Annotated in this window: 14 protein-coding genes; 5 read left to right on the forward strand and 9 right to left on the reverse strand. The window is 70.4% G+C overall.

Annotated elements, in window-relative coordinates; genetic code table 11:
* Window positions 1-31 precede the first annotated feature (31 nt).
* A complete protein-coding gene (locus IRX98_RS00335) occupies window positions 32-442 on the forward strand; it encodes a VOC family protein (RefSeq protein ID WP_224273078.1) in 411 nt (136 codons plus the stop codon).
* On the opposite strand, the gene IRX98_RS00340 is transcribed toward IRX98_RS00335, so the two are convergent.
* Window positions 403-1,026, reverse strand: coding sequence for a mismatch-specific DNA-glycosylase (locus tag IRX98_RS00340; protein WP_224273079.1), 624 nt, complete (start codon window positions 1,024-1,026; stop codon window positions 403-405). The genes IRX98_RS00335 and IRX98_RS00340 overlap by 40 nt on opposite strands.
* A gap of 72 nt (window positions 1,027-1,098) precedes the next feature.
* On the opposite strand from IRX98_RS00340, the gene IRX98_RS00345 reads away from it, so the two are divergent.
* On the forward strand, window positions 1,099-1,527 hold the full coding sequence (locus IRX98_RS00345) for a hypothetical protein (protein ID WP_224273080.1): 429 nt from the start codon (window positions 1,099-1,101) through the stop codon (window positions 1,525-1,527).
* 90 nt (window positions 1,528-1,617) lie between these two features.
* On the opposite strand, the gene tuf is transcribed toward IRX98_RS00345, so the two are convergent.
* The 7 genes from tuf to IRX98_RS00380 form a co-directional block, all read right to left on the reverse strand.
* On the reverse strand, window positions 1,618-2,811 hold the full coding sequence (gene tuf / locus IRX98_RS00350; protein ID WP_224273081.1) for an elongation factor Tu: 1,194 nt from the start codon (window positions 2,809-2,811) through the stop codon (window positions 1,618-1,620).
* 80 nt (window positions 2,812-2,891) lie between these two features.
* Window positions 2,892-4,958, reverse strand: a complete 2,067-nt coding sequence (gene fusA / locus IRX98_RS00355; protein WP_235744565.1) for an elongation factor G — start codon at window positions 4,956-4,958, stop codon at window positions 2,892-2,894.
* Window positions 4,959-5,095: 137 nt separating this feature from the next.
* Window positions 5,096-5,566 (reverse strand): 30S ribosomal protein S7, encoded by a 471-nt coding sequence (gene rpsG / locus IRX98_RS00360; RefSeq protein WP_207084035.1) that lies wholly within the window; start codon window positions 5,564-5,566, stop codon window positions 5,096-5,098.
* Entirely contained in the window at window positions 5,566-5,937 is a 372-nt protein-coding gene (rpsL, locus tag IRX98_RS00365) for a 30S ribosomal protein S12 (RefSeq protein ID WP_056599611.1), read from the reverse strand. Before rpsL ends, rpsG begins: the two co-directional genes overlap by 1 nt.
* 208 nt (window positions 5,938-6,145) lie before the next feature.
* Window positions 6,146-7,429, reverse strand: coding sequence for an MFS transporter (locus IRX98_RS00370; RefSeq protein ID WP_224273634.1), 1,284 nt, complete (start codon window positions 7,427-7,429; stop codon window positions 6,146-6,148).
* A gap of 13 nt (window positions 7,430-7,442) precedes the next feature.
* Window positions 7,443-7,886, reverse strand: a complete 444-nt coding sequence (locus IRX98_RS00375; RefSeq protein WP_224273082.1) for a MarR family winged helix-turn-helix transcriptional regulator — start codon at window positions 7,884-7,886, stop codon at window positions 7,443-7,445.
* A 170-nt stretch (window positions 7,887-8,056) separates the two neighbouring features.
* Entirely contained in the window at window positions 8,057-9,538 is a 1,482-nt protein-coding gene (locus tag IRX98_RS00380; protein ID WP_224273083.1) for an NCS2 family permease, read from the reverse strand.
* A gap of 71 nt (window positions 9,539-9,609) precedes the next feature.
* Here IRX98_RS00380 and IRX98_RS00385 point away from each other — a divergent pair, with 71 nt between their 5' ends.
* The gene (locus IRX98_RS00385; protein WP_224273085.1) at window positions 9,610-9,900 is read left to right on the forward strand and encodes a DUF2530 domain-containing protein; all 291 of its coding nucleotides are present in this window, start codon (window positions 9,610-9,612) and stop codon (window positions 9,898-9,900) included.
* Window positions 9,897-10,538, forward strand: coding sequence for a class I SAM-dependent methyltransferase (locus IRX98_RS00390; protein ID WP_224273087.1), 642 nt, complete (start codon window positions 9,897-9,899; stop codon window positions 10,536-10,538). The genes IRX98_RS00385 and IRX98_RS00390 overlap by 4 nt, the downstream gene beginning before the upstream one ends.
* A gap of 122 nt (window positions 10,539-10,660) precedes the next feature.
* Here IRX98_RS00390 and IRX98_RS00395 read toward each other — a convergent pair whose 3' ends face one another.
* Window positions 10,661-11,455, reverse strand: coding sequence for a DUF3027 domain-containing protein (locus IRX98_RS00395; RefSeq protein ID WP_224273089.1), 795 nt, complete (start codon window positions 11,453-11,455; stop codon window positions 10,661-10,663).
* A gap of 100 nt (window positions 11,456-11,555) precedes the next feature.
* On the opposite strand from IRX98_RS00395, the gene IRX98_RS00400 reads away from it, so the two are divergent.
* The gene (locus IRX98_RS00400) at window positions 11,556-12,986 is read left to right on the forward strand and encodes an MFS transporter (protein WP_224273091.1); all 1,431 of its coding nucleotides are present in this window, start codon (window positions 11,556-11,558) and stop codon (window positions 12,984-12,986) included.
* The last annotated feature ends 13 nt before the right edge of the window (window positions 12,987-12,999 follow it).

Consider the following 12,999-nt stretch of genomic DNA (forward strand, 5'->3'; position numbering starts at 1 on the left):
ATCACCAACATCTCCCTCCTGTCCGTCGCAGGTGTTGGACATCGACGAGTCCCTCGCCTTCTACACCGACGTCCTCGGCTTCGAGGTCGGCGACGACCTCCAGCTCGGGCCCGACTTCCGCTGGTGCACGGTGTTCCACCCGAGGCAGCCGGAGATCCACCTCCACCTCACGACCCCGAGCGGTCCGCTCCCGGACTACCTGATCGAGGCGATGGCGCGCGCGCAGGACGAGGGCGGTCTCCCCGGGGTGGGGTTGAACGTCGACGACTGCCACGCGACCTACGAGGAGCTGCGGGCCAAGGGCGTGGAGTTCCTCCAGGAGCCGGAGGAGCGGCCGTACGGCGTCGAGGCGCTGATGCGTGACAACTCGGGCAACTGGATGGTGCTCGTCGAGAAGCGCGACTACTCCCCCGAGGACTTCGAGGGCGTGGACATGGGCTGAGGCCCGGGGGCCGCGACCAGCCCGGCGGCCTTGGCCGCATCGGCGTACGCCTCGGCCAAGGACTCCACCGTCTCGTGCGCGTTGAGCCCGGACGGGTTCGGCACCACGAAGACGCGCGATCCGTCCCAGCGTCCGGGCTGCTCACCCGCCCGGGCACTGCGCTCGTCGAACGCCGCCCGGTAGGCCGTGATGCCCGCGACCGCCACCACGTCGGGGCGCCGCTCGGCGACCAGGGCGCGCAGCCGCACCCCGCCCTCGCGCAGCTCCACCGCGGTGAGCTCGTCGGCCCGGGCCGTGGCGCGGGCCACCACGTTGGTGATGCCGATCCCGCGCCGCCGGAAGGCGTCGCGGTCCTCGTCCGTCATCCCGGCGGAGGGGTCGACGGGGTGCTCCAGGATCCCGGCCCGCAGGAGGGCGGGGTAGAACCGGTTGCCGGGGCGGGCGAAGTGCGTCTGGGTCGCGGCGGTCCACAGCCCGGGGTTGATCCCCACGAAGAGGAGCCGCAGCGGCTCTCCCACCTCCGGGAGCAGGTCGGGCACCACGGCGTCCCGGTACGACTCGAGCTCGGCCCTCGTGAATCCCATGGGGCCATCGTGCCGTGGCGGCGGTGACGCTGGCCCGGTGACGAGGCGCCCGGCCGGGCGTACCGTGGACGGATGACGGGTCTGCTCGCGACGATCGCAGTCCTGCTGCTCGTCGCCGTGGTCCTGCGGGTCGCCCTCGCGGTCCTCGTCGGGGAGCTCGATGAGTGGCGCACCTATCGCGCCCTGGCGCGTCTGGCACGTCGGCTGCGGCGCCGGCGTACGCCTGCCGCCGAGGAGCGCCCCACGCGGCGACCCATCGAGGAGGTGGGTGCGGACCTGCGGCGGCTCAACGCGTCCTTCCACCGCGACGACATGCGCTTCGCGAAGTACGAGGGATGTCGTCAGGCCTACGACGGCGTCCTGGCCGAGGCCGCGGACATGGCGGGCCTGGCCCACCTCATGGAGGTGCTCCCCCCGGGGCGCGAGCTCGACCGCGAGCGGCAGCGCGTCGAGATGCTGCTCCAGCACCACGGCCTCCTCCCGCCGCCGTACGCCGCCTGAGCCCGGCGGAGCCTGGACGCACGAGACCCCGCCTCCCTTGCGGGAGACGGGGGTCTCGAGGTGGAGCTGGTGCGCCCTCAGGCGCTCAGATCACTTGGTGATCTTGACGACCCGGCCGGCGCCGACGGTGCGGCCACCCTCACGGATCGCGAACCGCAGGCCCTCGTCCATCGCGATGGGCTGGATGAGCTCGACCGACATCTCGGTGTTGTCACCCGGCATGACCATCTCGGTGCCCTCGGGGAGGGTCACGACGCCGGTCACGTCCGTCGTGCGGAAGTAGAACTGCGGGCGGTAGTTGTTGAAGAACGGCGTGTGACGGCCACCCTCGTCCTTCGACAGGATGTAGACCGAGGCCTCGAAGTTCGTGTGAGGCGTCGTGGTGCCCGGCTTGATGACGACCATGCCGCGCTCGATGTCCTCGCGCTTGGTGCCACGGAGGAGCAGGCCGACGTTCTCGCCCGCCTGGCCCTCGTCGAGCAGCTTGCGGAACATCTCGACACCGGTGACGGTCGACTTCTGGGCGGTCTCGCGGATGCCGATGATCTCGACCTCCTCGTTGACCTTGACGATGCCGCGCTCGATGCGACCGGTGATGACCGTGCCGCGACCGGTGATCGTGAAGACGTCCTCGACGGGCATGAGGAACGGCTTGTCGGTCTCGCGCTCGGGGGTCGGGATCGACTCGTCGACCGCGTTCATGAGCTCGACGATCGAGTCGCCCCACTTCTCGTCGCCCTGCAGGGCCGGGAAGGCAGCAACGCGGACCACGGGGATGTCGTCGCCCGGGAACTCGTACTCGGAGAGGAGCTCGCGCACCTCCATCTCGACGAGCTCGATGAGCTCCTCGTCGTCGACCATGTCGCACTTGTTGAGCGCCACGACCAGGGCCGGCACGCCGACCTGGCGGGCGAGCAGCACGTGCTCACGCGTCTGCGGCATCGGGCCGTCGGTGGCGGCGACCACGAGGATCGCGCCGTCCATCTGAGCGGCACCGGTGATCATGTTCTTGATGTAGTCCGCGTGACCCGGGCAGTCGACGTGCGCGTAGTGGCGCGCCTCGGTCTGGTACTCGACGTGCGCGATCGAGATCGTGATGCCGCGCTGGCGCTCCTCGGGAGCCTTGTCGATCTGGTCGAAGGCCGAGGCCTCGTTCAGGTTCGGGTACTTGTCGTGCAACACCTTGGTGATCGCCGCGGTCAGCGTCGTCTTGCCGTGGTCGATGTGACCGATCGTGCCGATGTTGACGTGCGGCTTGGTCCGCTCGAACTTCGCCTTAGCCACTGGGGCTCCTCCTGGTTGGTTTGGTACTTGAACTCATGGGTGTGGGACGGGTGGTGCTGGACCGAGGGGTCCGGGTCGAGCTACTCGCCGCGAACCTTCTTGACGATCTCTTCGGCGATGTTCGAGGGAACCTCGGCGTACGAGTCGAACTCCATCGAGTACGACGCCTGACCGGAGGTCTTGGACCTCAGGTCGCCAACGTACCCGAACATCTCCGACAACGGCACAAGGGCGTTCACGACCATGTCGCCGTGACGCTCCTCCTGCGCCTGGATCTGGCCGCGGCGCGAGTTGATGTCGCCGATGACCGTGCCGAGGAAGCTCTCGGGGGTGGTCACCTCGACGGCGAACATCGGCTCGAGCAGCACCGGCTTGGCCCTGCGTGCGGCCTCCTTGAAGGCCTGGTTCCCGGCGATCTTGAACGCGAGCTCGGACGAGTCGACGTCGTGGTAGGCGCCGTCCTCGAGGGAGAACTTCACGTCGACCATGGGGTAGCCGGCGAGGACGCCGAACTCCATGGCCTCCTGGCCGCCCTGGTCGACCGAGGGGATGTACTCCTTGGGCACGCGGCCGCCGGAGACGTTGTTGACGAACTCGTAGCCCGCGCCCTGGCCGGTCTCGGGGTCGATGTTCGGACCGAGGTTGATGACGACCTTGGCGAACTGACCCGAGCCACCGGTCTGCTTCTTGTGGGTGTAGGAGTGCTTCTCGACCGTGTTGCGGACGGTCTCGCGGTAGGCCACCTGCGGCTTGCCGACGGTCGCCTCCACGCGGAACTCACGCTTCATGCGGTCGACGAGGATCTCCAGGTGGAGCTCGCCCATGCCGGCGATGATCGTCTGGCCGGTCTCTTCGTCGGCCTTGACCGTGAAGGTCGGGTCCTCGTCGGAGAGGCGCTGGATCGCGGTGCCGAGCTTCTCCTGGTCGCCCTTGGTCTTGGGCTCGATCGCGACCTCGATGACCGGGGCCGGGAACGTCATGGACTCGAGGACGACCTGGTTCTGCGGGTCGCACAGCGTGTGACCGGTCTTGGTGTCCTTCAGGCCCATCACGGCCACGATCTGGCCGGCGCCGACCGACGCGATCTCCTCACGCTTGTTGGCGTGCATCTGATAGACCTTGCCGATCCGCTCCTTGCGGCCGTTGACCGAGTTGACCACGGTCGAGCCGGCCTCGAGCTTGCCGGAGTAGACGCGGACGTAGATCAGCTTGCCCAGGTGCGGGTCGGAGGCGATCTTGTAGGCGAGGCCGGAGAACGGCTCGTCGTCGGACGGCTGGCGGACGATGACCTCGTCCTCGTCCTTGACCGAGTGGCCCTGGATCCCGTCGATGTCGAGCGGCGAGGGCAGGAACTTGACGACCGCGTCGAGCAGGGGCTGGACGCCCTTGTTCTTGAACGCGGTGCCACAGAGGACCGGGTTCAGCTTGTCGGCGAGCGTGGCGCGACGGATCGCGGCCTCGAGCTCGGCGACGGTGAAGTTCTCGTCGCCCTCCTCGAGGTACTTCTCCATGATCTCGTCATCGGCCTCGGCGAGCGTCTCGATGAACTTCTCGCGGTACTCGGCAGCCTGCTCGGCGAGGTCGGCGGGGATCTCCTCGACCTCGTAGTCCTCACCCATCGTGGTCTCGCCGCGCCAGGTCAGGGCACGCATGCCGACCAGGTCGACGACACCGAGGAAGTCGGACTCCGCGCCGATGGGCAGCTGGAGCACGAGCGGGGTGGAGTTGAGGCGCTCGACCATCATGTCGACGCAGCGGAAGAAGTCCGCTCCGGTGCGGTCGAGCTTGTTGACGAAGCACATGCGGGGGACCGAGTACTTGTTGGCCTGGCGCCACACGGTCATGGTCTGCGGCTCGACACCGGCAACGCCGTCGAACACCGCCACGGCGCCGTCGAGGACGCGCAGCGAGCGCTCGACCTCGGCGGTGAAGTCCACGTGGCCGGGCGTGTCGATGATGTTGATCTGGTGGTCCTTCCACCAGCAGGTCGTCGCGGCGGACGTGATGGTGATGCCGCGCTCCTGCTCCTGCTCCATCCAGTCCATCGTGGCGCCACCCTCGTGGACCTCACCGATCTTGTAGGTGATGCCGGTGTAGAAGAGGATGCGCTCGGTGGTGGTGGTCTTGCCGGCGTCGATGTGCGCCATGATGCCGATGTTGCGGACCTTGTTGAGGTCGGTGGTGATGTCGACAGCCACTGTTGTGTCTCAGTCCCTCGAAGTAGTGGGGTTGTGGGAGTGGGAGGCCGCGGACCGCGCCGTGCGGGGACCGCAGCCTCCCGACCTCACCAGCGGTAGTGGGCGAAGGCCTTGTTGGACTCGGCCATCTTGTGGGTGTCCTCGCGCTTCTTCACAGCGGCACCGAGGCCGTTGCTGGCGTCGAGGATCTCGTTCATCAGGCGCTCGGCCATCGTCTTCTCACGACGGTCGGCGGCGTAGCCCACGAGCCAGCGCAGGGCCAGCGTGGTGGAGCGGTTGGCCTTGACCTCGACGGGGACCTGGTAGGTCGCACCGCCGACGCGGCGGGACTTGACCTCGATGGCCGGCTTGACGTTGTCGAGCGCGCGCTTGAGCGTGACGACCGGGTCGGTGCCGGTCTTCTCGCGGCAGCCCTCGAGGGCGGTGTAGACGATGCGCTGGGCAACAGCCTTCTTGCCGTCCTGGAGGACCTTGCTGACGAGCTGGGTGACCAGCTGCGAGCCGTAGACCGGGTCGGAGACGAGGGGGCGCTTCGGAGCGGGACCCTTGCGAGGCATTACTTCTCCTTCTTCGCGCCGTAGCGGCTGCGGGCCTGCTTGCGGTTCTTGACACCCTGGGTGTCGAGCGTGCCGCGGATGATCTTGTAGCGGACTCCGGGAAGGTCCTTCACACGGCCGCCGCGCACGAGCACGATCGAGTGCTCCTGCAGGTTGTGACCGACACCCGGGATGTAGGCGGTGACCTCGACGCCACTGCTCAGGCGCACGCGGGCGACCTTGCGGAGGGCGGAGTTCGGCTTCTTCGGGGTGGTCGTGTAGACGCGGGTGCAGACGCCACGGCGCTGCGGGGATCCCTTCAGGGCAGGCGTCTTGGACTTCGACACCTTGTCCTGGCGGCCCTTGCGGACCAGCTGGTTAATGGTGGGCACCGGGTGGTTCCCTCTCTCTGTCTTCTCGTCACGGCCCGGCGAGGTGCCGGACTCGGATGTCGTGCGTTGCTGCGACGTGCCTTGTGCTGTGGAGCTGCTGCGCCGAGCCGGGCGCGGCACCTCGAGGGGCCGCGGCTCTGGGAGCATGCGCAGGGGTCTGGACGTGCCAGACACGAGGATTGAGGCTACTCGGGCGTGACTGCCACGGTCAAAACGCCGCAGGAGCCGGTTCCGCGAGCGGTGCGCCCGCCTCGGCGCCACGCTCGCGGCGCGCCTTCTCGAGCCGCAGGTACATGATGGCAGACACCCCCACGCCGAGGATCGTCATGAGGCCGCCGCCGAGCAGCGTCCACCGGGCGCCGTACTCGTGTCCGATCCACCCGATGATCGGGGCACCGACGGGAGTGCCGCCCATGAAGATCATCAGGTAGAGCGCCATCACCCGGCCGCGGACGCCCGCGTCGGTGTTGAGCTGCATGTAGGTGTTGGCGCTCGTGATGAAGGTCAGCGCGGTGAGCCCCGTGACGGGCGCGAGGAGCGCGAAGGTGAGGTAGGACGGCATCAGCCCGGCCAGCATCACCGTCGCCCCGAAGGCGATCGCCGAGCCGACGACGAGGCGGTGGCGCACCTCGGCGCGGCGCGCAGCGAGCAGGGAGCCCGTGAGCGAGCCGACTGCGAGGAAGGTGCCGAGCAGCCCGAACTCCTGCGGCCCCTTGCCGAAGACCTCGGTGGCCATCAGCGCCGAGGTGATCTGGAAGTTGAGCCCGAAGGTGCCCGCGAAGAAGACCATGCTCAGGACCAGCATCAGGTCGGGACGGGCACGGACGTAGGCCACGCCCTCCCGGATGGCGCCGGGACCCCGGTCGGCGGGCGCCGCGGCGTCGATCCGGGCCAGGTCGAGGTGGCGCAGCGACCAGATCGGGGCGGCGTACGACACCGCGTTGAGCAGGATGACCCACCCGGTCGCCACCGCTCCCCCGCCGAAGGCGGCGATCAGCACGCCGGCCAGGCCGGGGCCGACGAGGCGGGCAGCGTTGAAGCTGGCGGAGTTGAGGCCCACCGCGTTGGTGAGGTCGACCGGGTCGACGAGCTCGGAGACGAAGGACTGGCGCGCGGGGGCGTCGAAGGCCGAAGCGCAGCCGAGCAGGAAGGCCAGGACGTAGACGTGCCAGACCTCGGCGGAGCCGGTGACGGCGAGCAGGCCGAGCGCGGCGGCGGGCAGCGCCATGCCGAGGTTGGTGAGCTGGAGCAGCCGCTGCTTGGGCATCCGGTCGGCGATGAGGCCGGCCACCGGCGTCAGCAGGAGGAACGGCAGGAACTGCAGGCCGGTCGTGATGCCGAGCGCCGTGGCGCCGGAGCCCACGGCGAGCTGGAGGACCAGCCAGTCCTGGGCGACGCGCTGCATCCAGGTGCCGGTGTTGGACACGACACCGCCGGCGGCGTAGCGGCGGTAGTTGGGGTTGGCGAGGGAGCGGAACGTGGGACTCGTGATGACTCCTCGGTCGTCAGTCGGTCAGGGCAAGTCGGGCGAGGATCGGCGCGGCGTCGCGCAGGGTGGCCCGCTCGGCGGGGGTGAGCCCCGCGAGCTGCTGGGCCAGCCAGGCGTCGCGGCGCTGGCGGTCGGCCAGCACGGCCGCGCGGCCCGCGTCGGTGACGGCGACCACGACCTGGCGCCCGTCGGTCTCGTGCGCACGGCGTACGACGTAGCCATCGGACTCCAGGCAGTTGACCGTGCGGGTCATCGACGGCGGCTGCACGCGCTCGGCGCGGGCCAGCTCGCCCACGGTCTGGTCGCCGAACCGCACCAGCAGCCCCAGCACGACCATCTGCCCGATGCTCAGGTCGTTGTCCGGGTGGCGCTCGGTGGCGAGGCGGCGACGCAGGCGCATGACACCCGCCCGGAGCTCGGAGGCGAGCCCGGCGTGGGTGCGGAGGTCGGCGGTCGGCATGTCGTTAGCATAACTCATTACCTCTGCTAACAATTCCTGCCGCAGGACCTCTACGCCCGTGAGAGATCCCCGGCTGACCGGTGATCCCTCACGTTGTCAGGCGTTGCAGAGGCCGACAACCTGTGGGATCACCGGCTGGCCGGGGATCCCACAAGTGGTCGAGCGCCCGCTCAGGCGGTCAGCCAGGAGGTGATCGGCTCGATCGCGAAGTAGACGACGAAGAGCGCGGCGACGACCCACATCAAGGGGTGGACCTCCCGGACCTTGCCGACGACGAGCTTGATCAGGACGTACGCCAGGAAGCCGGCGCCGATGCCGACCGAGATCGAGTAGGTGAAGGGCATCAGCACGATCGTCAGGAAGGCCGGAATGGCGATCTCGAGGTCGTCCCAGGCGATGCCCTTGACCTGCTGCATCATCAGGAAGCCGACCAGTACGAGCGCCGGGACGGCCGCCTCGGACGGGATCGCCTCCACGATCGGGGCGAAGAAGGTGGCCAGCAGGAACAGCAGCCCGGTCACCACCGAGGCGAGCCCGGTGCGCGCACCCTCCCCCACGCCGGAGGCGGACTCGATGTAGGAGGTGTTGGACGAGACGCCGGCCGCGCCGCCGGCCATCGCGGCGACCGAGTCCACGATCAGGATCCGCTGGGCGTTGGGCGGGATGCCCTCCTCGTCGTTCAGGCCGGCCTCCGCGCCGATCGCGGTCATCGTGCCCATGGTGTCGAAGAAGTCGGCCAGCAGGAGGGTGAAGGCGAGCAGGAGCGCGGCGAGCACGCCGACCGAGGAGAACGCGCCGAAGAGGTCGAACTGGCCCAGGGTGCCGAAGTCGGGCACGTCGACGACGCCGTTGAGCTCGGGGACGTTGAGCGACCAGTTGCCCGGGCCCTCCTCCGCGACCGAGCCGAGGTCGAGGACGGCCTGCAGCACGAACGCGAGCACCGCCGTGGCGACGATCGAGATCAGGATCGCGCCGCGCACCTGGCGCACCCACAGGGCGATGATGAGCACGACGCCGACGGCGAAGACCAGCACCGGCCACCCGCTGAGCGTGCCGCCGTTGCCGAGCTGGACCGGAACGGTCGTCAGCGCGGCGTCGGGGATGCGGGTCACGAAGCCCGCGTCGACGAAGCCGATGAGGGCGATGAAGAGGCCGATGCCCACCGAGATCGCGATCTTCAGCTGCTGGGGCACCGCGTGGAAGACGGCCTTGCGGAAGCCCGTCAGCACGAGCACGAGGATGATGATGCCCTCGAGGACGATGAGGCCCATCGCGTCCTCCCACGTGGACCGGGTCGCGATGGCGTTCGCGACGAACGCGTTGAGGCCCAGGCCCGTGGCGAGCGCGAGCGGGAAGTTGGCGACCGTGCCCATCAGGATCGTCAGCACCCCTGCGACCAGCGCCGTGCCGGCCGCGATCACGGGCAGGTTCGACCCGTCCCCCGCGCCGCCGCCGAGGAAGGCGCCGGTCGAGTCGGGCACGAAGCCGAGGATGAGCGGGTTCAGCACGATGATGTAGGCCATCGTCAAGAAGGTGACGACGCCGCCGCGGACCTCGCGGCCCACCGTCGATCCCCGTCGGCTGATGTCGAAGAACCCGTCGAGGCCGGAGGCCTTCGTGGACTGCGGTGAGGTCGTGGTCTCGTCGTTCACGGGACGGCAGTCTGGCAGAACCGTGCTACGTCCGTGTTTCGTGCGGTCGCCCGCGTGTGTAGCGTGACGGCGTGGACCTGGGTGACGAGCAGCCGACGCAGCACGAGATCGGCAGCCGCACCTACATCGTGGCGCAGGTCGAGCCGCTCGACGTCGACGGCGTACGCACCACCGAGGTCGGCACCGCGCTCTGGCTGCTGGGCTTCCTGGCCCTCCTCCCCTTCTGGGGCACGCTCCAGGAGAACGGCCGCACGTGGTGGTTGTGGACCTGCCTGGCCGGCTTCGGCCTCGGCCTCTGCGGGCTGGAGTACTGCCGCCGGCGCCGCAAGGAGCGCGCAGCGCAGCAGGGTGCGGCCTCATGAACCACCACCCGACCCGCTGGGAGCTCGCGGGCGAGGGCAACCGGGGCTACGGCGCGAAGTTCGCCCAGCTGGTGGCCGAGGGGTCCGACGTGGACGGCGAGGCCCGGCTGGCCGACGTGCTCGCCCCGCGCGGCGCGCGCATCCTCGACGTCGGCTCCGGCATGGGCCGGGTGGCCGCCGCCCTGCAGGCGCGGGGGCACCGGGTGGTCGCGGTCGAGCCCGACCCCGCCCTCGTCGAGCAGTCCCGCCGCACCTACCCCGACCTCGAGGTGCTCCGCTCCGACATCCTCGAGGCCGACCTGTCAGGACTGCGCGCGAGCGTGGACCTGGCCGTGCTCGTGGGCAACGTCATGGTCTTCGTCGCCGAGGGCACCGAGCAGGACGTCCTGCGCCGGGTGCGCCAGACGCTCGCACCGGGGGGCCGGGTGCTGGTGGGCTTCCACACCGTCGACGGGCCGGCCACCGCCCGCGACTACAGCCCCGACGAGTTCGCGGCCGACGCCACGGCCGCCGGGCTGCGCGTCGACCACCTCTTCGGCTCCTACGAGCTGCACCCGTCGTCGCCGGACTACGCCGTGTGGGTGCTGTCGCGCGACGAGGCGCCGGGCGCGCAGACGTCGTTCGGCCACGCGCTCTAGCCGGACAGCGCTGCCCGGGGAGACTTCGACGCGCTCACGGGACTTCGTTCCTCAATCACGTCGCTTGCTCGATCTGGCCGCCCCCACGTCCCGACCTCCTTCGTCGGTCGTGACCGGGCGGCTCAGATCAGCTCGTACTCGTCGTCGGTGAGGGTGTCGAAGACGTGCTCGGGCATCGGCAGCGGCTGCTGCTTGCGGGCCAGCTTGACCTCGGAGTGGGCGCCGCAGCCGTGGTCGAGGCTGACGACCCGGCCGTCGTCGTTGGCGTTGCCGTTGGCGCAGACGCCGAAGGTCTCCGAGAGCGAGCCGCTGATCCGCACGAGGAACCCGCAGGACCAGCAGCTGTCCGGGGCGCTCTTGGCCAGCGGCGACTCGGGCCCGCCGGAGCCGGCGTACCAGCGCTCGGCGGCCATGTCGATGCCCTCGCGGCTCAGGGTGCGGACCCGGCCCAGGCCGAGGTCCTCGGCGACGCGGCGCACCTGCGCCTTGGCGTCGGCGTCCATGGGCGGGTCGAGCGGGTCGTCGCCGACGAGGTAGGTCGGGACGAGGCGGACGTCCTCGTCCTCGACGGGCAGGAGATCGCCGGGCGAGAGGTCGCCGGGCTGCAGCCGCTCCTTGTAGGGGACCCAGGCCGGCGCGACGATCGCGTCGTCGCCGGGGAGCAGCACGACCTCGTTGACGGTGAGGTCCTTGCCGCGCTTGGCCCGGGTCAGCGTGACCGACCAGTACCACCCGGGGTAGCCGGGGCGGACGCACGCGAACTGGTGGGTGACGATGCGCTCGCCCTCGGCGTGCGCGGCGAGGTGGTCGCCCACCTCGCCGGGTTCGGCGACCTCGAGGACCACCTCTCGGGCCAGGTCGACGGCCTTGGCGAGGGTGGCGTCGGGCTTGCCGGCACGGGTGGGGAGAGCGATCACCTGCGCATTGTGGCAAACGCACGGCGGTCCTGTCCCCCCGGGGACGCGCACCGGGGCGTCTGCGCCCGCGGTGTCGGGTCCGTAGGCCAAGATGGTGCCCGTGACCTCAGAGCGCCCCGACCCGTCCCCGGGGCCCCGGTCGCAGCCGTCGTCCCGGCCCCGGTCCGGGACCGCCCGCCGCTCGCTGTCGGGCGCCGCGCGTGGCGTCAGGGCCGCCGGCCGGGGTGCGCGGGTGGCGGGCCGCGGCGCGGGCACCGCCGGCCACTACGCCGTGTCCCAGGCGCGCCGCGCGGCGCGGGCCGAGGGCGCCGGTGACTCCGGGCTGTCGCGGCTGATCGAGCTGCACGCCTTCAACGCTGCAGGAGACGCCGCGGTGGCGATCTCGCTGGCCGGCACGCTGTTCTTCCAGGTCCCCACGGGGGAGGCGCGCGGGCAGGTCGCGCTCTTCCTCGGCCTGACCATGCTCCCGTTCGCGATCGTCGCGCCGCTGATCGGACCGTTCCTCGACCGGTTCAGCCACGGTCGCCGGTGGGCCGTCGGCGCCACCATGGCGATCCGGTGCTTCCTGTGCTGGGTCCTCGCGACTGCCGTCGTGACGGAGTCGGGGTGGTTGTTCCCCGCCGCGCTCGGGTGCCTGGTGGCCTCGAAGGCGTACGGCGTCACGCGGGCCGCCGCGGTCCCCCGCCTGCTGCCGCCGGACCTCACCCTCGTCAAGGCCAACGCCCGGGTCTCTCTGGCCGGCGTGGTGGGTGCCGGCATCTCGGCGCCGCTGGCGATCCTGGCCTCGACGTTCGGTCCCGAGTGGTCGCTGCGCTACGGCTTCGTGGTGTTCGTGCTCGCGACGATCTGGGCGATCCGGCTGCCGGACAAGGTCGACGCCAGCCAGGGCGAGGGCGAGCTCGTGCTCACCGGGGAGAGCGACACCTCGACCACCCGCCCGAGGGGGCGTCGCCCGCGCACCCGGATCCCGGCCGCGGTCGCCTTCGCGCTCCGCGCCAACTGCGGGCCCCGGTGGCTCTCGGGGTTCCTGACCATGTTCATGGCGTTCCTGCTGCGTGACAACCCGATCGGCGAGTGGAGACCCGAGGTCCTGCTGGGCCTGGTCATCGGGGCGGCCGGGCTCGGCAACACCCTCGGCATCACGATCGGGTCGGTGCTCAAGCGACTCAACCCCGCGGTCACGGTGGTGCTGGCACTCGTCGCCGACGTCGCGGTCGCCGCGCTCGCCGCCATGTTCTACGGGCTGGTCACGCTCGTGCTGCTGGGTCTCACCGCCGGACTGGCGCAGTCGCTGGCCAAGCTGTCGCTCGACTCCACGATCCAGCGCGACGTCCCCGGACGCATCCAGGCGAGCGCCTTCGCGCGCTCCGACACCACCCTCCAGCTGGCGTGGGTGATCGGCGGCTTCGTCGGGATCGCCATGCCCCTCATGCCGCAGCTCGGCCTCGGCATCGCCGCAGCCGTGCTCGGGGCGTGGGCGGCCTTCGTGCTGGTCAGTCGTCCCGGGTCGACCGCCCCGGCTCGCACCTGACGGCGTACGACTC

Source organism: Nocardioides lacusdianchii (assembly GCF_020102855.1).
Lineage (GTDB): Bacteria > Actinomycetota > Actinomycetes > Propionibacteriales > Nocardioidaceae > Nocardioides > Nocardioides lacusdianchii.

Coding starts and splice junctions, on each gene's coding strand:
- IRX98_RS00340 (WP_224273079.1), bottom strand. CDS start 1,026: ATGGGATTCACGAGGGCCGAGCTCGAGTCGTACCGGGACGCCGTGGTG.
- IRX98_RS00345 (WP_224273080.1), top strand. CDS start 1,099: ATGACGGGTCTGCTCGCGACGATCGCAGTCCTGCTGCTCGTCGCCGTG.
- fusA (WP_235744565.1), bottom strand. CDS start 4,958: ATGGCGCACATCGACGCCGGCAAGACCACCACCACCGAGCGCATCCTC.
- rpsG (WP_207084035.1), bottom strand. CDS start 5,566: ATGCCTCGCAAGGGTCCCGCTCCGAAGCGCCCCCTCGTCTCCGACCCG.
- IRX98_RS00375 (WP_224273082.1), bottom strand. CDS start 7,886: ATGCCGACCGCCGACCTCCGCACCCACGCCGGGCTCGCCTCCGAGCTC.
- IRX98_RS00390 (WP_224273087.1), top strand. CDS start 9,897: ATGAACCACCACCCGACCCGCTGGGAGCTCGCGGGCGAGGGCAACCGG.